At 36.3% G+C, this 19,458-nt stretch carries 22 protein-coding genes; 19 read left to right on the forward strand and 3 right to left on the reverse strand.

Translation table 11 applies throughout. The features are described 5' to 3' along the window. The 8 genes from nrdE (at position 1) to recR (ending at position 8,279) form a co-directional block, all read left to right on the forward strand. The gene (nrdE, locus tag J7S27_01370; GenBank protein ID QTU83594.1) at positions 1-2,148 is read left to right on the forward strand and encodes a class 1b ribonucleoside-diphosphate reductase subunit alpha; all 2,148 of its coding nucleotides are present in this window, start codon (positions 1-3) and stop codon (positions 2,146-2,148) included. Positions 2,149-2,386: 238 nt separating this feature from the next. Then, positions 2,387-3,790, forward strand: a complete 1,404-nt coding sequence (locus J7S27_01375) for an IS1182 family transposase (GenBank protein ID QTU83195.1) — start codon at positions 2,387-2,389, stop codon at positions 3,788-3,790. Positions 3,791-3,988: 198 nt separating this feature from the next. Further along, positions 3,989-4,705 (forward strand): glucosamine-6-phosphate deaminase, encoded by a 717-nt coding sequence (locus J7S27_01380; protein QTU83196.1) that lies wholly within the window; start codon positions 3,989-3,991, stop codon positions 4,703-4,705. A gap of 112 nt (positions 4,706-4,817) precedes the next feature. Further along, positions 4,818-4,991, forward strand: coding sequence for a 30S ribosomal protein S21 (locus tag J7S27_01385; GenBank protein QTU83197.1), 174 nt, complete (start codon positions 4,818-4,820; stop codon positions 4,989-4,991). 78 nt (positions 4,992-5,069) lie between these two features. Next, on the forward strand, positions 5,070-5,516 hold the full coding sequence (locus J7S27_01390; GenBank protein QTU83198.1) for a GatB/YqeY domain-containing protein: 447 nt from the start codon (positions 5,070-5,072) through the stop codon (positions 5,514-5,516). Between the two features lie 117 nt (positions 5,517-5,633). Next, positions 5,634-7,349, forward strand: coding sequence for a DNA polymerase III subunit gamma/tau (gene dnaX / locus J7S27_01395; protein ID QTU83199.1), 1,716 nt, complete (start codon positions 5,634-5,636; stop codon positions 7,347-7,349). 4 nt (positions 7,350-7,353) lie between these two features. Then, positions 7,354-7,665, forward strand: coding sequence for a YbaB/EbfC family nucleoid-associated protein (locus J7S27_01400; protein QTU83200.1), 312 nt, complete (start codon positions 7,354-7,356; stop codon positions 7,663-7,665). 14 nt (positions 7,666-7,679) lie between these two features. Further along, positions 7,680-8,279, forward strand: a complete 600-nt coding sequence (gene recR / locus J7S27_01405; GenBank protein ID QTU83201.1) for a recombination protein RecR — start codon at positions 7,680-7,682, stop codon at positions 8,277-8,279. A 262-nt stretch (positions 8,280-8,541) separates the two neighbouring features. Here the strand turns inward: recR and J7S27_01410 are convergent, their stop codons facing one another. The 3 genes from J7S27_01410 to J7S27_01420 are packed head-to-tail and all read right to left on the reverse strand — an operon-like array spanning position 8,542 to position 10,158. Beyond that, entirely contained in the window at positions 8,542-9,444 is a 903-nt protein-coding gene (locus J7S27_01410) for a DMT family transporter (protein QTU83202.1), read from the reverse strand. Then, entirely contained in the window at positions 9,444-9,725 is a 282-nt protein-coding gene (locus J7S27_01415; GenBank protein QTU83203.1) for a hypothetical protein, read from the reverse strand. Before J7S27_01415 ends, J7S27_01410 begins: the two co-directional genes overlap by 1 nt. Positions 9,726-9,729: 4 nt before the next feature. Then, complete coding sequence (locus J7S27_01420; GenBank protein QTU83204.1) at positions 9,730-10,158, reverse strand: HIT family protein; 429 nt, start codon at positions 10,156-10,158, stop codon at positions 9,730-9,732. Between the two features lie 209 nt (positions 10,159-10,367). Between J7S27_01420 and atpB the strand changes: the two genes are divergently transcribed. From atpB to J7S27_01475, 11 genes are all read left to right on the forward strand, one after another. Further along, positions 10,368-11,087 (forward strand): F0F1 ATP synthase subunit A, encoded by a 720-nt coding sequence (gene atpB / locus J7S27_01425; protein ID QTU83205.1) that lies wholly within the window; start codon positions 10,368-10,370, stop codon positions 11,085-11,087. A gap of 48 nt (positions 11,088-11,135) precedes the next feature. Continuing rightward, a complete protein-coding gene (gene atpE / locus J7S27_01430; GenBank protein ID QTU83595.1) occupies positions 11,136-11,348 on the forward strand; it encodes a F0F1 ATP synthase subunit C in 213 nt (70 codons plus the stop codon). A 44-nt stretch (positions 11,349-11,392) separates the two neighbouring features. After that, positions 11,393-11,914: a F0F1 ATP synthase subunit B gene (gene atpF / locus J7S27_01435; GenBank protein ID QTU83206.1), complete on the forward strand. Its 522-nt coding sequence runs from the start codon at positions 11,393-11,395 to the stop codon at positions 11,912-11,914. After that, the gene (locus J7S27_01440) at positions 11,914-12,426 is read left to right on the forward strand and encodes a F0F1 ATP synthase subunit delta (protein ID QTU83207.1); all 513 of its coding nucleotides are present in this window, start codon (positions 11,914-11,916) and stop codon (positions 12,424-12,426) included. The genes atpF and J7S27_01440 overlap by 1 nt, the downstream gene beginning before the upstream one ends. A gap of 13 nt (positions 12,427-12,439) precedes the next feature. Then, on the forward strand, positions 12,440-13,951 hold the full coding sequence (gene atpA / locus J7S27_01445) for a F0F1 ATP synthase subunit alpha (protein QTU83208.1): 1,512 nt from the start codon (positions 12,440-12,442) through the stop codon (positions 13,949-13,951). A gap of 17 nt (positions 13,952-13,968) precedes the next feature. Further along, positions 13,969-14,895 (forward strand): ATP synthase F1 subunit gamma, encoded by a 927-nt coding sequence (atpG, locus tag J7S27_01450; GenBank protein QTU83209.1) that lies wholly within the window; start codon positions 13,969-13,971, stop codon positions 14,893-14,895. Between the two features lie 17 nt (positions 14,896-14,912). Continuing rightward, positions 14,913-16,379, forward strand: coding sequence for a F0F1 ATP synthase subunit beta (gene atpD / locus J7S27_01455; protein ID QTU83210.1), 1,467 nt, complete (start codon positions 14,913-14,915; stop codon positions 16,377-16,379). Positions 16,380-16,393: 14 nt separating this feature from the next. After that, the gene (locus tag J7S27_01460) at positions 16,394-16,825 is read left to right on the forward strand and encodes a F0F1 ATP synthase subunit epsilon (protein QTU83211.1); all 432 of its coding nucleotides are present in this window, start codon (positions 16,394-16,396) and stop codon (positions 16,823-16,825) included. A 232-nt stretch (positions 16,826-17,057) separates the two neighbouring features. After that, positions 17,058-17,744: a cell division ATP-binding protein FtsE gene (gene ftsE, locus J7S27_01465; protein ID QTU83212.1), complete on the forward strand. Its 687-nt coding sequence runs from the start codon at positions 17,058-17,060 to the stop codon at positions 17,742-17,744. Then, the gene (gene ftsX / locus J7S27_01470) at positions 17,737-18,618 is read left to right on the forward strand and encodes a permease-like cell division protein FtsX (GenBank protein QTU83213.1); all 882 of its coding nucleotides are present in this window, start codon (positions 17,737-17,739) and stop codon (positions 18,616-18,618) included. Before ftsE ends, ftsX begins: the two co-directional genes overlap by 8 nt. Before the next feature lie 21 nt (positions 18,619-18,639). Beyond that, complete coding sequence (locus J7S27_01475) at positions 18,640-19,449, forward strand: undecaprenyl-diphosphate phosphatase (GenBank protein QTU83214.1); 810 nt, start codon at positions 18,640-18,642, stop codon at positions 19,447-19,449. The last annotated feature ends 9 nt before the right edge of the window (positions 19,450-19,458 follow it).

Here is a 19,458-nt window from a genome sequence, read left to right on the forward strand (position 1 = left end):
ATGCAAGAAGTGACATACTTCAAATTAAATAATGAATTAAACCGTGCGGTTGATGGGAAAATCCCAGTACATAAAGATAAAGAAGCTGCACGCGCTTATTTTTTAGAACATGTTAATCCAAATACGGTGTTTTTCTATACTTTAGATGAAAAATTAGATTACTTAATGGATAACGATTATTTAGAACGCGAATTTCTTGGTAAATATTCACGTGAGTTTGTAAAACAGTTAATGGTGATGACCTATAAGAAAAAATTCCGTTTTAGATCGTTTATGTCAGCCTTTAAGTTTTACACACAATATGCGATGCGTACCAATGATGGTAAACGTTACTTAGAACGCTATGAAGATCGTATTGTTTTTTGTGCATTGTATTTAGCAGATGGTGACGAAGACTTAGCAACACATTTAGCAAATGAAATGATTCATCAACGTTACCAACCAGCGACACCAACGTTTTTAAATGCAGGGCGTAAAAGACGTGGTGAGTTGGTATCGTGTTTCTTAATTCAAGTAACGGACGATATGAACAGTATCGGTCGTGCGATCAATAGTGCGTTACAGTTATCACGTATCGGTGGTGGTGTCGGTGTTTCATTGAGTAACATTCGTGCAGCGGGCGACCCAATTAAAAAAATCGAAAATGCATCAAGTGGTATCGTTCCAGTTATGAAATTGTTAGAAGATAGCTTTAGTTACTCAAACCAATTAGGTCAACGTAACGGTGCGGGAGCGGTTTATTTAAACGTATTCCACCCAGATATTGTTGCCTTTTTATCCACGAAAAAAGAAAATGCGGATGAAAAAATTCGTGTTAAAACGTTATCTCTAGGTCTTGTTGTTCCAGATAAGTTTTATGAATTGTGTGCTAAAGATTTAACGATGTATTTATTTAGTCCGTATGATGTTGAACGTGAATATGGCGTGCCGTTTTCATATGTTGACATTACAGCTGAATACGACAACATGGTGAATAACCCTAATATTAAAAAATCAAAAATTCAAGCACGCGAATTGGAAAATGAAATTAGTAAGTTACAACAAGAATCTGGTTATCCATATGTGGTGAACATTGATACAGCAAATCAATCTAATCCAATTGATGGCAAAATTATTATGAGTAACTTATGTTCTGAAATTTTACAAGTTCAAGCACCTTCACAAATTAATGATGCGCAAGAATTTGAAGTTTTAGGAACGGATATTTCATGTAACCTAGGTTCAACAAATATTCCAAACTTAATGAAGTCATCTGATTTTGGTAAATCAGTCGATACAATGGTTCGTGCTTTAACATACGTAACAGATGTATCAAACATTGTTGCCGTACCAACAGTTAAAAATGGAAATGATAAAGCACATACTATCGGTTTAGGTGCAATGGGATTACACACAATGTTTGCGTTAAATCAAATGGAGTATGGTTCACCAGAATCTATTGAGTTTACAGATGTGTATTTTAAATTATTGAATTACTATACATTAGTTTCATCAAACAACATCGCTAAAGAGCGTGGTAAATCATTTGTCGGTTTTGAAAAATCAAAATATTACACAGGTGAATACTTTGATGAGCATGCACAAGACGTTATCTTTGAACATGAAAAAGTTGCGAAACTATTTTCAAATATTCACGTGCCGACAAAAGCAGATTGGTTAACGTTAAAAGAAAATGTACGTAATTTTGGACTATACCATCAAAATCGTCTAGCGATTGCGCCTACAGGCTCAATTAGCTACGTTAATGAAAGTAGTGCAAGTTTACATCCAATTATTCGTTTAATTGAAGAACGTCAAGAAAAGAAAACAGGTAAAACATATTATCCAGCGCCATATTTATCAAATGACACATTACCATATTATAAATCAGCGTACGATACAGATATGCGTAAAGTGATTGATGTGTATGCGGCAGCGCAAAAACATATCGATCAAGGGATGAGTTTAACGTTGTTTATGCGTTCAGATATTCCAGAAGGTTTATATGAATGGAAAAATGGCCGTACGACAAAAATGACGACACGTGATTTAAATATTTTACGTAATTATGCGTGGAAAAAAGGGATTAAATCAATTTATTACGTGCGTACATTTACAGAAAATTCTGAAGAAGTCGGCGCAAACGCATGCGAAAGCTGCACAATTTAAGAAATGTATTATTTTTAAGGTTGATGCCACAGGCATCAACCTCAGACTGTTGACAAATAAACTGTCAACAGTCTTTTTTCGTACCAGACGTTAAGTTGTACGGCTTACCGCGATGTACACGATACATCGCGCGTTCCCTACTACGTGCGAGAACGAAGCCATTCGTACAACAACGTCTGATACGATAATAACACTTAAAAGTGGTATAATAGAGATAAGAAAAAGGAGGGAACAATTTATGTTTTATAAAGAAAATCATCCAAATGACGAAATCATATTAAACACATTATCCGAATTAGTACCAAAAGATCATTTACTACGTAAAATTGATAAATCAATTGATTTCAATTTTATTTATGATATTACTTCTCCTTACTATAGTCATACCAACGGTCGTAATAGTTTAGATCCAGTTGTTTTATTTAAATTAGTCTTTTTAAAAGATATTTACGGTATTAAATCAATGCGAGAAACCATTAAACGTGTCGAAACTGATGTGGCGTTTAGATGGTTTTTAAACCTTCCTTTCTCTAAACCAACTCCTCATTATTCCACTTTTTCTCAAAATTATATTCGCCGTTTTCAAGGTACTTCTGTGTTTGAAGATATATTTAACACTATTGTACACCAAGCTATCTCACATCATTTAATTAGTGGGACAGCATTATTTACAGATTCCACACATATTAAAGCAAATGCCAATAAAAATAAATTTAAAAACGCTATTATTGAAACCGTTCAAGAACGTAAACGAGATTTAGAAAACGAAATTAACGCTGAACGAGAAGCTATTGGAAAAAAGCCTTTTAATTACACTGATAAAATCATCTCTAAATCCATTAAAGAAAGTACGACTGATCCAGAAAGTGGATATTACCATAGAGATAATAAAGAAAAGGGATTTATGTACTTAGACCATCGTAGTGTAGATGGTAAACATAATTTTATTGTGGATTGCTTTATTACACCAGGCAACGTGCATGATAGTGTACCGTATGTGTCGCGATTAACACATATAATCGAAACATTTAATTTTAATGTGAATTGTGTCGCGTTAGATAGCGGATATTATAAAAAAGACATTTTAAAATTTTTAGAAGAGAAAAAGATATTTTCTGTGATTGGGTATCGACGTTTTCATCGCAATCCTGACCATAAATTTTTTCGATATAATTCATCTATAGATTGTTTTACGGATACACGTACGGGAGAAATTTATACCTACAGAAATATTGATAGACAAGGATATAAACAGTATCGTATAAGCGATAATAGTAATAAACGGATACTACGTCGAGCGATAGATGCTGATGTATACGATAGATGTCGTGAACGTCGATTATCTACGTTTGGGAAAGCATTATATAAACGACGGAAAGAAACGATTGAGCGTAGTTTTGCAGACTCTAAGCAAAATCATGGGTATCGATTTGCGCAATATAGAGGAGTAACCAAGATGCAACAGTATACTTGGTTATCTTGTGCTGCCCAAAACATGAAAAAAATGGCAATTCTACTCACTGGAGATAGCCATTTTTTGAGATATTATTCTTCATTTCGTATTTTAAAATTCAAAATCCAACATATTTTTCATTTTTTAAAAAATATGTTGGATTTTTTATTGGTATTGTCAACAGTCTGAGGTTGATGCCACAGGCATCAACCTTTATTTTGTTTAGATAATAGCGATTTAATATAAAGTGTGTTTTGCAGTAAATAAGCGGTATCATTTTGAAAGAACTTGCATTTTATCTGTTTAAAGCAAGCTTTTTTGTCAATTTGTAGCGATAAGCGGTTAAATATAGTATACTAAATCATATCAATCGATTTGGAGGACATTATGAAAGTTATACGTGTGACAAGCCCAAGTGAGGGGGCATTACTTGCTTATTCTCATGTGAAACAATCGTTAGAAAAGGGAGCAACAACATTTGGATTAGCAACAGGTGGAACGCCAGAGGAATTGTACGCACTAATTAGAGAAAGTGATTTAGACTTTTCAAAATGCGTATCAATTAACTTAGATGAATATGTTGGTTTAACGCCAGATAATCAAAAAAGCTATCATTATTATATGAAAGAAAATTTATTTAAGGCAAAACCGTTCAAAGCAAGCTTTATTCCACAAGGTTGGGAATCTGATGCGACAAAAGAAGTTAGTCGATATGAAGACGTTTTAAAAAAATATCCAATTGATTTCCAATTGTTAGGTCTTGGAACAAACGGGCATATTGGGTTTAACGAACCCGGTACACTGTTTACACAACGCACACATAAAGTTGCTTTAACAAAAGAAACCGTAGAAGCCAACAAACGTTATTTTGATAAAGTTGAAGATGTGCCAACGTTTGCGTATTCTATGGGATTGGCCAATATTATGGAAGCAAAAGAAATTGTATTGTTAGCGTTTGGTCATTCAAAAGCTGAAGCGATTAAAGCGTTAGTGGAAGGTGAACAAACAACAAATGTGCCGGCTACCATTTTACAAAGCCATGAAAATGTGACAATTATTATTGATGCAGATGCGGCAAGTTTACTTAGTGAGACGGTTGAATAATTTGTCGTTGACGAATGAATAGCGATTAATGTATAATATAACAGGACAAATTCTTTGAATGTAAACATTTTAAGATTCGTTACATGCAGTGTTCGGAGGGAGGGAAGCTATTATGTCAAAAACAATCGTTCGTAAAAACGAGTCTCTTGATGATGCTCTTCGTCGCTTTAAACGTAATGTTTCAAAAACTGGGACTTTACAAGAAGTTCGCAAACGTGAATTTTATGAAAAACCAAGTGTAAGACGTAAGAAAAAATCAGAAGCAGCACGTAAACGTAAATTCTAATTTATGTTTAGTACACAATAGCTAGGCTAAGCATATTGCTTAGCCTATTTTTTTATAGATAATAAGGAGGTTGATGTAATGACATTAATGGAACGTTTAAACGCAGATATGAAAGATGCCATGCGTGCAAAAGAAAAAGAAAGATTATCCGTTATTCGAATGCTTAAAGCAAGTGTTCAAAAAGAAGAAATCGAAGTCGGTCGTTCGCTAAATGCCGATGAAGAATTAACCATTTTATCTCGTGAATTAAAACAGCGTAAAGATTCTGTGCGCGAGTTTGAAGCGGCATCACGTGAAGATTTAGCGCAAAAAACAGCTTTTGAAATTGGTGTTGTAGAGCAATACTTACCAAAACAATTGACACACGACGAAGTTAAAGCGATTGTTCAAGAAGTGATTGAACAAACTGGTGCGACTGGCGCAAGTGATTTTGGAAAAGTCATGGGTCAAGTAATGCCAAAAGTTAAAGGTCAAGCAGACGGTAACGTCGTAAACGCTCTTGTCAAAGAATTGTTGAATCGTTAAAAATATGCTGTTGATATTCTGATAAGGAAATCATATGGTCACGCATTTCATGCGTGGCTATTTTCGTCTAGTTCATAAATATGCTATAATGTAGAAGTTAAAATGAGGAGGGAAAACATGTACCAAGCCTTATATCGCGTGTGGCGTCCAAAAAGTTTTGATGATATGGTTGGACAAGAAACAATTGCGAATACATTGAAAAATTCAGTTTTAACTGGAAAGATTTCGCATGCTTATTTATTTTCTGGTCCTCGTGGAACAGGAAAAACAAGTGCGGCAAAAATTTTAGCTAAAGCGGTCAACTGTCTTCAATCACAAGATGGACAACCGTGTAATGCGTGTGAAATCTGTACGGCAGCCAATGACGGCATGCTCGGTGATATTATTGAAATTGATGCGGCAAGTAATAATGGCGTTGATGAAATTCGTGATATTCGTGATAAATCACGCTATGCACCAACTCGCGCTCGTTATAAAGTGTATATTATCGATGAAGTCCATATGCTGTCGATTGGAGCATTTAATGCACTACTCAAAACGTTGGAAGAACCAACACAAAATGTTATTTTTATTTTAGCGACTACAGAAGTGCATAAAATTCCAGCAACGATTTTATCACGCGTGCAACGCTATGATTTTAAACGAATCAATGAACAAGATATACAAAATCACGTCAAACATATTTTACAAACGCAACATCAAGCATATGATGAAAAAGCAGTTGCGTTAATCGCGCGAATGGCAAATGGTGGTATGCGTGATGCGTTAAGTCTGTTGGATCAAGCGCTATCGTACGGGAATGGCACCATTACACTCGAAACGGTCGCCAACATTACCGGAGCAGTAAGCCAAGAACAGCTATTTTCGTATGTCAATGCTGTTGGCGCTAAAGCTGGGTCTTTAGCGATGGAACAGTTATACAACATTTTGGCCAACGGAAAAACACCGATGCGATTGGTCGAAGAATTGCTTGTTTTTTCTAAAGATGTGTTGTTGTCGCGTATGGATGAAACAGATACACGATTTAGTGATGTCGCGTTAATTGACAGTGCGTTTTTTTATCGCATGATTGATGTGTTATCTCAAACACAACAGCAATTAAAACAAAATGTGCAACAAGATTTATATGTTGAAGTGATGACAATGCAATTGGTTCAGATGGATAGTCGAATCAACACGCTTCCAAATGGGTCGGCTTCTAATAATGAATTGGTGTCTAATGACGTTATTGTTCAATTAGAACAACGCATTGAACAATTGGAAAATAAACTGCGTGCTTTAGAATCGAATGCAGTTCAAGCAAGTGTCGTGCCAACTTATGAAGTGAAGAAAACACCACAACAAAAAAATCCAACTGATTTTGTAGTGAACACACAGCGTATATTCGAGGTGCTTTCTCAGGCGACGAGAGAAGACAAACAAAAAATTGAAGATGACTGGTTCGATATTTTGTCTTGCTTGAGTGCTCAAAGAAAGGCGCAATTGGGTCGTTCAAAAGTATTGGCGGCTAGTGCGACGAGTGTGATTATTGGGTTTGAAAATGGATTTTTATGTGGGTTGACGATGAATGATAAAGCGTTAAGACAAGAACTTAGCGAACACGCCATGCGTATCATTCAACATCCACTAGAAATTGAATGTTTACCAATCGGACAATGGCAAGATATTCGTACGCAATTTATTCAAGCTAAAAAAGCGGGGCAATTTAGTGCGCCTACGAGCCAAGAGTCTGTAGAGTTAGATATACAGCATGAAGAAAAAACACAAGAAGATGAAGTTGTCACACAAGCAACATCGTTATTTGGAAATATAGTAGAAGTAATGGAGGATTAAAAAGATGATGCGTGGAATGCCAAATATGCAAGGTATGATGAAACAAATGCAAAAGTTACAAAAAGAAATGGCGAATGCACAAGAATACGTGAATAATTTAGAGTTTGTTGGGACAAGCCCTAACGACTTAGTGCAAGTTAAAATGAACGGAAAACGAGATGTATTAGATGTTGTGTTACATCCAGATGTGGTGGATCCAGAAGATGTGGATATGTTGCAAGACTTATTGGTTGAAGCATTTAATGACGCCTCTCAAAAAGCGACAGAAAAAAATAATGAAGTGATGGGTAAATATACAAAAAATTTACCGTTCTAAGAAAGTAGGAGTGCATGCAATACCCAAAACCTATTGAAAATTTAATTGATAGTTATCGTTTGTTACCAGGTATTGGGGCGAAAACGGCTGCACGTTTAGCGTTCTTCTGTATGGATTTACCAGAAGAAGATATTATGCAGTTTGCCAATGCTTTGATTAGTGTAAAACGTGATTTATCGCATTGTCGTATTTGCGGGAACATTACATTGGAAAATCCATGTGCCATTTGTTGCGATGATACGCGTGATCAAACACGTATTTTAGTCGTGGAAGATTCAAAAGACGTATTGTCGATGGAACGCATGGGAGAATTTAAAGGGTTATATCACGTGTTAGGTGGTGTTTTATCTCCAATGAATGGTGTTGGACCAGACGATTTAACGGTTGCTCAATTAGTTGCGCGATTGCAAGAAAAAGAATGTGTTGAAGAAGTGATTATTGCTACAAACCCGACGCCAGAAGGTGAGGCGACAGCCAAGTACATTGCGCGGTTATTAAAACCAGCAGGTATTATCGTGAGCCGTTTAGCGCATGGATTAGCGGTGGGTAGTGATATTGAATATGCTGATGAAATGACACTTTTACGTGCGATTGAAGGGCGCCGAGAATTATAATGACATTTTTAGGGTTGATAGCTTAGGCCATCAACCCTATTTTATAGGTTCTATGATATTTGGTGTTGGTGGCTTCCGAAGGGGAACTATCAATACCTTTTAAATGTATTCATTACCTTATGACACGTAACCAGATAAAGTCGCAATCATATCCGATAGAAAAGGTTGTTTTCTATCGGTTAATCAATTGGGTTAATCTGTAGTTAACAACACTATTGAATATAAAAAATAAAACAGACCCGTTTTGAGTCTGTTTTAGATGCTATAAAAAGTGTGTCATGGTTACGCCACCGATTAAAATAACGAGCGATACGATCTTTTGTAGCGTTAATGCTTTTTTCGGTGTATTGAATAAACCAAAAGTGTCGATGGTAATGCTCCCCATCGTTAAACCAAGTAAAGTCGTTAAAACGGTCACGCTTGTTGTAATGACGGGTGTAATCATAATAGTAGATAACACGAAAATAAAACCGATTAAACCGCCTAAATATGACCACCATGGTGATGATTTAGTGTATAGATTTGCAAAATGTTCTTTTTTCAAAGTTGCGAGTAGCAACAAAATCATTAAGCCGAATAAAAAGTTTAAATGTGTTGATAAAAATGGTGAGTGTAACGTCACACCGATATGACTGTTTAATGCCGTTTGGATAGTGGTGAATGCACCTAAACAAACACCTAAAATTTGCAATAACAATGTGTTTTGATGTTGTGTTGCGTTAGATGCGTTTTTTTGACGATTACTCAATACCACCCCAATAACGCCTAATAGGACAAAGAACGTACCGAGTAATTTTGTCGCGGTGACGGGACTTTGAACGGCGTTTAATAGACCGAAGTGGTCGATAATTAATCCGGCTGTGATTTGACCGATTACGGGTAAAATGGCCGTTTGTGTCGCACCGAGTTTGGCAAACACGATGACTGAACCCGATACAAAAATCACCCCTAAAATTGCTGCAATCATCACGCTTGTTATGTCGGGGATATTTGGGAATATGGATTCACCGCGCACGAGGGTTAGACTCGTCGTTAAACATAAACCGATTGTAAAGGATGTGATGACAGCTAGTAACGTCGATTGCTTTTTTTTGCCTAAGTGCGTGTTAAAACTTGTTTGAAAAGGGATTAAAAACCCCGCAATAATACCTAAAAATAAAAACATTATGGTCTATCCATTTCTCCTAATCGTTCCGCTTTTTGTTGAATGCGAATAAAACGGGGTTGTTCTTGCACCATAAAGGTTGAAACTGTTTTATTCACGTCGTTCATCGTTCTGTTAAATTGAGGTAATGCCTCGTTTGTTAAATGATGAAGGCTAGCCTTTAAATTTTTGATTGATGATTTTGCTTCCTTTAATGTGGACGGTTTATCGTTTTTTTCAGATTGTTGATAAATGTATAACGCTAGCGCGCCCACGACCATACCATTAATAAATTTTCCCATTGTCTTACTCCTTAATGTGTTTAGAAATTGCTTGTGCGATGTCGTTCATTTGTTGTGGTGTAAACTGCTCTTGATGGCTATGCATCACTAATTTGAAATCATCATTTTCACTATAGCGTGGAATGAGATGAAGATGTGAGTGGAAAACCGTTTGATAGGCACCTTCCTTATTATTACTTACCATATTTAAACCAACCATGTCGGGAAATGCGTTTTGAATGGCGTTTGCAACGATTGGTATAGCACGCCCCAACTGTTCACCGATTTCTGCGCTCCATGCAAAAACATCGCTAACAGGTGTTTTTGGAATGAGTAGCGTATGACCTTTTGTCACTTGTGTAATATCTAAAAATGCAAGTACGTGTTCGTTTTCATATACTTTATAACACGGAATATCACCGTTAATAATTTTAGAAAAAATTGTTTCGCTCATTGTATCCTCCTCGTTAAAGTGCCTTTAACTTTATAGTTTATCAAGTTATATAAGGAATGCCAATAAAAAAGTAGAGAAATTAAAATGGAAATCAGAAAATAATTCAAAAAATAGTAATTTTTAATTGAAAGCATTTGAAAATAGGAGTAAAATATCACTATTCGCATGAAAACCGCAATGCAATAAACATAAAAAGAGGTGGAATTATCATGGATAGCAAGCCAATCGTTTTTAAACTGTTTGAATTAGATTTTACAGCATCTATTTTACTATCAACAGTCATTACTAGCGTATGTGTTATCATTTTTGCGTATTTTACAACTCGTCAATTATCTATCCGACCAAATCGTGGCCAGACAGTAATGGAAATGCTTGTCGATTTTATAAAAAATGTCGTAACCAGTAATGTAGAGTGGAAAGTAGCCGGAAAGCCACTAACCATTTTTTCTGTAGCGCTATTTTTATTTATCGTCACATCCAACTTACTTGACTTGCCTTTTTTTGTTGAATCAAACGGGTACGCCTATTGGAATGCACCAACAGCTAATGCGGTTGTCTGTCTAGCGTTATCATTAATGGTTATTTTAATGAGCCATTATTTAAGTATTCAACGTTTTGGTGTAAAGCGATATATCAAGAAAAATTATTTACAACCGGTATCATTTATGTTGCCGTTAAAAATTCTTGAAGAATTTACGAATACACTCACATTGGCACTACGTTTGTACGGGAATATTTATGCCGGTGAAGTATTGATAGCGTTGTTAGCGCAATTAGCGTTATCGTCAGGTTTGGTGACAATTGTTCCAACAGTTTTATTGACTATTTTATGGCAAGGTTTTTCGGTTATGGTGTCATTTATTCAAGCCTATGTGTTTGTGACGCTTTCCAATGTCTACATTGGCCATAAACTAGAAGATCATGAATAAAGTTACATTAATTTAGAAAGTAAAGTATAGGAGAGTTTTATAATGGAAATGAAATTTATTGCAGTAGCATTAGTTATGGGTTTGGCAGCGTTTGGATCAGCATTGGCTAACGCACGTGTTGTGTCAAAAACAATTGAGAGTATTACACGTCAACCTGAATTAAGAGGAAGTATTATGAGTACGATGTTCGTTGGTATTGGTATGATTGAAGCGATTCCGTTGTTAGGTGTTATTGCTGGATTTATTATGCTATTCCAATAAACTCGATTTTAGAGTAACCACATTTAAAGGAGAAAGGATAGCATATGTATACTTTAATTTTAAATGCACAAGAACATCCGCATGATTTGACAACAGTGTTGGGAAATTCCCTTATCATTTTTTTATCATTTACAATTTTACTTTATATTATTAATAAATTTGCAGCAGGACCAATTTTGTCCATGATGGAAAAACGTGAGGAACACATTGCCAAACAACTCGATGATGGACAAATGGCATTAGAAAATGCGCAATTAAAAGAACAAGAAGCCGCAAGCATTGTAAGAAATGCACAAATTCAAGCAAATGATATTTTAGTTTCGGCTAAAGATGCATCAGAAAAACATAGAGAAATGATGGTAACACAAATTCAAGAAGAGCTTCAACAAATGAAAGAAGTTGCTCGAGCATCGATTGAACAAGAACGTGCCGAAATGTTAATACAGTTACAAAAACAAGTTGGTGAAATGAGTGTTGCCTTAGCTCAAAAAATTATACAACGTGAAGTCAATCAAGCAGATCATCAACATCTAATTGACAACTTTATTGAAGGGTTGGATAAATAATGGGTACATTTTTTGAACAAGAAGCACAGGAACTTTACATACGCGCAAAAGCACATAATTGTATTGATGATATTTATGCAGATATGCAAGTGTTTAAAGAGGGTGTTGGTGGCCAGTTGCCTTTTATGCAAATGATGACAAATGAGGCTATTGTGGATCATGATAAAGCCAAATTAATCCAATCTTTATTGCCATTTTTTAAAGAAGATACACAACAATTTTTTACTGCCTTCGTAGAAGATGGTATGTACGACGTGATTTATCAAGGTGTGGAACATTTTGAGTGGCTATACCACGAACATCATATCAAAATTACAAGTGCCATTGAATTAACACAACAGCAAATTCAACGTATTATTGCAAAAATCGCATTTAAAATGAATCGCGTAATTGATACGTACAGTACAGTAATTGATGATCAAATTATTGCAGGAATTAAAGTTGAATCACATACATTTATTTCAGATTCAACCGTAACAGCGCAACTAAAAGCGTTTCAACAGGAAGTGTAAAGAGGTGAAAGCAATGTCAAACGAGGCTTTTGACATTAGTCAAGCAATTAAAGAAAAAGTACGGGCATTTAAAGTCGAACACAAAATTACAGAAATTGGTGAAGTAACATTTGTGGGTGACGGTATTGCACGCGCAACAGGATTAACCAATGTCATGGCTAATGAGATGGTTGTTTTTCCAAACGGAACAATAGGTGTTGCGCAAAACTTAGAAAAGCAAGATGTCGGTATTATTATATTAGGAAAATACGACACGATACATGAAGGTGATTTAGTTAAGCCAACAGGGAAAATTTTAGAAGTTCCCGTTGGGCAAGCGCTTATTGGTCGTGTGGTCGACGCTCTAGGAAATCCAATCGATGGCAAAGGGACAATTGTTACGGATAAAACACGTCCAGTAGAAACAAGTGCCCCAGGTATTATGGATCGACAATCGGTTAATGAGTCGTTAGCAACAGGTTTAAAAGTGGTTGATGCACTTGTACCAATTGGTAAAGGGCAACGTGAGTTAATTATCGGAGATCGCCAAACAGGTAAAACCTCTTTGGCAATTGATACGATATTAAACCAAAAAGGTAAAGATACGATTTGTATTTATGTTGCAATCGGTCAAAAAGAATCTACTGTAAAAGCAATCGTACAAATGTTAGAAGAACAAGATGCCATGGGTTATACGATTGTGGTTTCAGCCAGTGCATCACAACCTTCTCCAATGCTGTATATTGCACCGTATTCAGCGACAGCTATGGGTGAAGAATTTATGTACGCCGGTAAAGACGTATTAATCGTGTACGATGATTTATCAAAACAAGCAGCGGCTTATCGTGAAATTTCATTGTTATTACGTCGTCCGCCAGGGCGTGAAGCGTATCCAGGGGATGTGTTCTATTTGCATTCACGTTTATTGGAACGTTCAGCACGTTTAAGCGATGAATTGGGTGGCGGTTCACTAACTGCCTTACCAATTATTGAAACGCAAGCAGGTGATATTTCTGCGTATATTCCAACGAATGTGATTTCCATTACAGATGGGCAAATTTTCTTGCAACGCGATTTATTTGCATCCGGTGTCCGTCCAGCTTTAGCGGCAGGGCTATCCGTTAGTCGTGTCGGGGGATCTGCTCAAACAAAAGCAATGAAGAGCGTTTCAGGAACGTTACGTATTGATTTGGCAAGCTATCGTGAATTAGAAGCATTTACACAATTTGGTTCTGATTTAGATGCTGCAACGCAACAAAAATTAAATCGTGGAAAACGAACAGTTGAAGTGTTAAAACAAGATTTACACGCACCACTTTCAGTTGCAGAACAAGTCGTTGTTTTATTTGCGTTAACAAACGGTGTTTTAGATAGCATCGCCGTAAAAGATATTAAAGCGTTTGAAAAAGGATTAATCGCTTATATGCACACGCATGCTGCTGATATGATGCAAACTTTAGAAAAAACTGGTAATGCACCAGATAAAAATGTATTGCTTGAACATATTGAACAATTTAAATTGACATATGTTCCAGAAATTATTTAAAGAAATGGGGGAATTTTATGGGTGCGTCTTTAATTGATATCAAAAAAAGAATTGAATCCACTAAAATGACTCGTCAAATTACATCTGCTATGCAGATGGTATCCGCGTCAAAAATGGCACGCGCTGAACAACACGTCAAAAATTTCCAAATTTATTCCAAAAAAATTCAAGAAATTGTCGCCCATTTAGCGACGTCTTTGTATGATCAAGAGTCTTCGGAATTTGATGATTCAGACGAACTACAAGAAGCGTATATTGACTATCACGACATGCTCGTTGAGCGTCCTATTCAAAAAACGGCGTATTTAGTCATTTCCTCTGATGAGGGGTTGGCGGGTAGTTATAACACCAACTTGTTTCATGCTACAGCCAATATGTTGAAAGATAATCACAAAAGTTTAGATGAATTTTTTATTTTGGCGATTGGGCAGTCTGCTGTTGATTTTTTTGAAAAAGAAAATATGACAGTGGCGTATCAAATTGATGCGTTAAGTGACCATCCTTCATTTGAAGAGGTGCGTGAAATTATTGTTCGTGCCGTTAAAATGTTTAAGTCGGGTGAAGTAGATGCATTTTATGTATGTTACAACCATCACGTGAATCCAATGGTTTCGCAATATCGCGTCGAGCAAATGTTGCCTTTGATGGAAATTCAAGATATTGAATATGAAACTGGAAAACATGCTCAATTTATTTTTGAGCCATCTGCAGAAGTTGTACTATCAAAATTACTCCCACAATATGCGGAGAGTTTAATTTATGGTGCGATTATTGATGCAAAAACAGCCGAACACGCTAGTCGTATGATTGCAATGCGACAAGCAAGTGATAACGCGGATGCGTTAATGGAAACGCTGAAAAAAGAATATAATCAAAAACGACAAGATAGCATTACACAAGAAATCACTGAAATTGTCGGTGGTGCCAATGGTCTTGCTAATTAGAAAACGAGGGAAGCGAAATGAAAATTGGACAAATCACACAAATTGTTGGACCGGTGGTAGATGTGACATTTCCACTGTCAACTGGCGTGCCAGATATTCATAATGCCCTTATTGTCAAAGCACAATCTGCTAATCATTTAGTAAAGGACATTACGTTAGAAACAGTAGTAGAATTAGGAAATGGAACTGTTCGTACCATTGCCATGGAATCTACTGACGGGTTGATTCGTGGTATGCGCGTAGAAGATACGGGAAATACCATTCAAGTACCGGTTGGAGACGAGACCCTAGGCCGCGTGTTTAACGTATTAGGGGATGTTATTGACGGCGGAGAAAATTTTCCAAAAGATTTTCCAAGACGTTCAATCCACCAAAGTGCACCTGTGTACGATAATTTAAATAGTCAATATGAAATTTTACAAACGGGTATTAAAGTTATCGACTTAATGGCGCCATATTTAAAAGGTGGGAAAATCGGATTGTTTGGTGGTGCCGGTGTCGGAAAAACGGTTCTTATCCAAGAATTAATTCACAACATTGCAGAAAAATCAAATGGTATTTCAGTCTTTGCCGGTGTTGGTGAACGGACACGTGAAGGAAACGACTTATACTACGAAATGAAAGAATCGGGTGTATCTGAAAAAACGGCAATGGTTTTTGGTCAGATGAACGAACCACCTGGAGCACGTATGCGAGTTGCGTTGACTGGTTTAACCATTGCGGAACATTTTAGAGATGATAAACAACAAGATGTACTTTTATTCATTGATAATATTTTCCGGTTTACGCAAGCAGGTTCAGAAGTTTCTGCGTTGTTAGGGCGTATGCCATCGGCGGTAGGTTATCAACCAACACTTGCTTCAGAAATGGGACGATTACAAGAACGTATCACATCAACAAAAAATGGTTCGATTACGTCTATTCAAGCGATTTATGTTCCAGCAGACGATTATACAGACCCTGCGCCAGCAACAACATTTGCGCACTTGGATGCGACAACAAACTTGGAGCGTAAATTAACAGAATTAGGTATTTATCCAGCAGTTGATCCATTGGCATCAACGTCTAGTGCATTAACGCCACGCATTGTTGGTCAAGAGCACTATGATGTGGCTATGGAAGTACAACGCATTTTACAACGTTATCGTGAATTACAAGATATTATTGCCATTTTAGGTTTAGATGAATTATCCGATGCGGAAAAAATATTAGTGCGTCGTGCGCGTCGTATTCAATTCTTCTTATCGCAAAACTTTCACGTTGCAGAAAACTTTACTGGACAAAAAGGATCATTCGTTCCGGTTGTAGAAACGGTTAAAGGATTCAAATGGATTATTGAAGGTAAATTGGACGATGTTCCAGAAGATGCCTTTCGTAATGTCGGCCCAATCGAAGACGTTGTTCGTAAAGCGGTTGGTATGGGTTATAACGGTAAAGCATGTGATATGTTAGATAAAAACGACAGCTGTTTTTTAAATGCGTAGTTTAGGTGAGTGATATGACACAACATCATTTTCAATTAAATATTGTGACACCTGATGGGGTGGTGTTTAAGCATCGTGCCATATCGGTGGATGTCACAACGTTAGACGGAGGACTCACAATAATGGCTAATCATATGCCCCTTGTGACGTCATTAGGTATTGGACCGGTTACGGTAACACGTGTCAATAATCAAGGAACGCAAAATTATATTGCGGTTAATGGTGGATTATTGGAGTTTAGCCATAATGTGTGCAATATCATTGCAGATACTGCTGAACGTGCACGTGAGATAGATGAAATACGCGCTCAAAAAGCAAAAGAAAAAGCGGAGCATGATATTGAAGATGCACAACTTGCGCAAGATGCGGCGAAATTAAAACGCGCTAAATTGGCGTTAAATCGTGCCATCAATCGTATCGGTGTAGCCAATAAATACAAACAATAAAAATAAGGTAAAAACAGTTTAGTGTTATGAAAGTGGTTGTTAAATACGTTTTAGCAACCACTTTTTGTTGCTGGGGACACGCAAAATCTATTGATTTGATGATTTCTCGTAATCTAATTGTAATATAAAATACACGTTATCGTTGCAAAGCTTTGTTATAATACTTTTGCTACCGTTTAAGGAAAAAATGATTTATTCATATAAATAGACAAGAAATAAAGTAGGTGTAAACATGATTGAAATAACACGCGTATCCAAGCGATACCCAAATGGAATTACAGCCATCAATGATGTGTCCGTAACCATTGAACAAGGTGAATTTGTTTATATTGTAGGACCTAGTGGATCAGGGAAATCAACATTTATTAAAATGTTGTATTGCGATGAACGCTTAACTACAGGAGATATTCGTGTCGGCGAATTTGATTTAAAACGTATCAAACAAAAAGAGTTACCATATTTAAGACGTTATGTTGGTGTGGTGTTCCAAGACTTTAAATTGTTAGATAAAAAAACAGTTTATGAAAATATTGCTTATGCTATGGAAGTTATCGGAAAGAAACCATCTTTCATTCGTAAACGTGTATTGGAAGTATTAGATTTAGTTGGATTGAAACATAAAATTAGAATGTTTCCTAACGAATTATCTGGTGGAGAACAGCAACGTATCGCCATTGCGCGTGCCATTGCCAATATGCCGGGCGTGTTAATTGCCGATGAGCCAACAGGTAACTTGGATCCAGATACCGCTTTAGAAATTATGCACATTTTAGAAAGAATTAGCGAAAATGGGACAACTGTCATTATGGCAACACACTCAAAACAAATTGTAAACGAAATGAAACATCGTGTGCTAGCCATCGAAAACGGTCGTATTGTCCGTGATGAGCAGGAAGGAGATTACGGGTATTATGATTAGAATTTTATTTAGACATTTTCGTGAAGCTGTTCTAAGCGTAACACGTAATTTTGGGCGTAGTTTTTTATCGATTACAACCGTAGGTTTAATTTTGTTATTGATGAGTGGTTTTGCTACCGTATTGCTTAACGTTAATAAAATGGCGCAAGATGCCACATCGACATTAGAAGTGAACGTTTATGTTGATTCGGCGGCAAGTGATGCGGACATTAAGTATTTAGAATCGCAATTAAAAAATCTGCCGCAAGTAACGAATGTACGCTATTCATCAAAAGATGATCAATTAGCGGCAATTGTTGAAAAATATCCGTCATTTAATTTATTTCAAAATGATACAAACCCATTATTAAATGCGTTTATCATTAGTTTGAAAGATGGAGAACAAATTAAAACTGTTTCTAGTCAAGTTAAGTCGTTTATGTTCGTTTATAAAGTAAATGATGGTGGCGATATTACCGATAAATTAGTCGCGTTTTCAAATGGATTTCAATTTTGGGGATTAGTGCTTATTGCGGTTCTCGTATTCATTGCCATTATTTTAATTATGAATACGATTCGTTCAACGATTATTTCACGTCATACTGAAATTTCAATTATGCGATTGGTGGGAGCAACGAAATGGTTTATTCGTTGGCCGTTCTTAATTGAAGGGGCATTGATTGGTTTGCTAGGTAGTGTGTTACCAGCAGCTGTACTATATTTTGGGTATGAATTTATTTATGCCATGATTACGCCACAACTTGTATTAACACAGTACAGTTTATTGCCGTCTGATCCATACGCATGGATTATTGCGCTAAGTGTTATGATGTTAGGGGTTGTTGTTGGTGCCGTGGGATCGGTTATTTCGATTCGTCGATTTTTGAAGCGCTAATGATAAGGGAAGGTTTATTTTATGATTTTAGAAGCATTAAAAGTAATTATTTACGGCATTGTTGAAGGTATTACGGAATGGTTACCGATTAGTAGTACCGGACATTTAATTTTATTACAACAATTTTTACCGTTAAATGTTACTCCAGAATTTTTTGAAATGTTTAAAGTGGTCATTCAGCTTGGTGCGATTATTGCGGTCATGATTTTATATTTCAAAAAATTAAATCCGTTAGATAAACAAAAAACAAATATTGAAAAACAAGAAACGCTATCGATTTGGAAAAAAGTGGTGATTGCTACTTTACCAGCCGTACTGGTTGCACCGTTAGATGATTTGTTAGAACAATATTTGATGAATTATTACGTGGTAGCCATTGCCTTAATTGCTTACGGTGTTGCGTTCATCTATATTGAACGACAAAATCGTGATGTAACGATGGCAACATTAGAGCAATTAACGACAAAAACGGCGTTATTTATTGGTATGGCGCAAGTGCTTGCTTTAATTCCTGGAACAAGCCGTTCAGGTGCAACTATTTTGATGGCCGTATTACTTGGAACAAGTCGATTTGTGGCAACTGAATTTTCATTCTTTTTAGGTATCCCTGCAATGTTTGGGTTGAGTGGATTAAAAATATTGAAATTTGGCTTTCACTATACGGTAGATGAATTGTTTATTTTAATCATTGGTATGTTAGTATCATTTGTTGTATCGATGATTGTTATTCAAAAATTAGTCAACTATGTCAAACGCCATGATTTTACGTTGTTTGGAAAATATCGAATTGCTTTAGGGATTGCGGTATTAGTTGCAAGTTTTTTCTTATAAAATAGCGGT

It is taken from the genome of Carnobacteriaceae bacterium zg-C25, from assembly GCA_017945845.1.
Classification (GTDB): domain Bacteria; phylum Bacillota; class Bacilli; order Lactobacillales; family Aerococcaceae; genus WM01.

Coding starts and splice junctions, on each gene's coding strand:
- nrdE (QTU83594.1), top strand. CDS start 1: ATGCAAGAAGTGACATACTTCAAATTAAATAATGAATTAAACCGTGCG.
- J7S27_01375 (QTU83195.1), top strand. CDS start 2,387: ATGTTTTATAAAGAAAATCATCCAAATGACGAAATCATATTAAACACA.
- J7S27_01380 (QTU83196.1), top strand. CDS start 3,989: ATGAAAGTTATACGTGTGACAAGCCCAAGTGAGGGGGCATTACTTGCT.
- J7S27_01385 (QTU83197.1), top strand. CDS start 4,818: ATGTCAAAAACAATCGTTCGTAAAAACGAGTCTCTTGATGATGCTCTT.
- J7S27_01390 (QTU83198.1), top strand. CDS start 5,070: ATGACATTAATGGAACGTTTAAACGCAGATATGAAAGATGCCATGCGT.
- dnaX (QTU83199.1), top strand. CDS start 5,634: ATGTACCAAGCCTTATATCGCGTGTGGCGTCCAAAAAGTTTTGATGAT.
- J7S27_01400 (QTU83200.1), top strand. CDS start 7,354: ATGATGCGTGGAATGCCAAATATGCAAGGTATGATGAAACAAATGCAA.
- recR (QTU83201.1), top strand. CDS start 7,680: ATGCAATACCCAAAACCTATTGAAAATTTAATTGATAGTTATCGTTTG.
- J7S27_01410 (QTU83202.1), bottom strand. CDS start 9,444: ATGTTTTTATTTTTAGGTATTATTGCGGGGTTTTTAATCCCTTTTCAA.
- J7S27_01415 (QTU83203.1), bottom strand. CDS start 9,725: ATGGGAAAATTTATTAATGGTATGGTCGTGGGCGCGCTAGCGTTATAC.
- J7S27_01420 (QTU83204.1), bottom strand. CDS start 10,158: ATGAGCGAAACAATTTTTTCTAAAATTATTAACGGTGATATTCCGTGT.
- atpB (QTU83205.1), top strand. CDS start 10,368: ATGGATAGCAAGCCAATCGTTTTTAAACTGTTTGAATTAGATTTTACA.
- atpE (QTU83595.1), top strand. CDS start 11,136: ATGAAATTTATTGCAGTAGCATTAGTTATGGGTTTGGCAGCGTTTGGA.
- atpF (QTU83206.1), top strand. CDS start 11,393: ATGTATACTTTAATTTTAAATGCACAAGAACATCCGCATGATTTGACA.
- J7S27_01440 (QTU83207.1), top strand. CDS start 11,914: ATGGGTACATTTTTTGAACAAGAAGCACAGGAACTTTACATACGCGCA.
- atpA (QTU83208.1), top strand. CDS start 12,440: ATGTCAAACGAGGCTTTTGACATTAGTCAAGCAATTAAAGAAAAAGTA.
- atpG (QTU83209.1), top strand. CDS start 13,969: ATGGGTGCGTCTTTAATTGATATCAAAAAAAGAATTGAATCCACTAAA.
- atpD (QTU83210.1), top strand. CDS start 14,913: ATGAAAATTGGACAAATCACACAAATTGTTGGACCGGTGGTAGATGTG.
- J7S27_01460 (QTU83211.1), top strand. CDS start 16,394: ATGACACAACATCATTTTCAATTAAATATTGTGACACCTGATGGGGTG.
- ftsE (QTU83212.1), top strand. CDS start 17,058: ATGATTGAAATAACACGCGTATCCAAGCGATACCCAAATGGAATTACA.
- ftsX (QTU83213.1), top strand. CDS start 17,737: ATGATTAGAATTTTATTTAGACATTTTCGTGAAGCTGTTCTAAGCGTA.
- J7S27_01475 (QTU83214.1), top strand. CDS start 18,640: ATGATTTTAGAAGCATTAAAAGTAATTATTTACGGCATTGTTGAAGGT.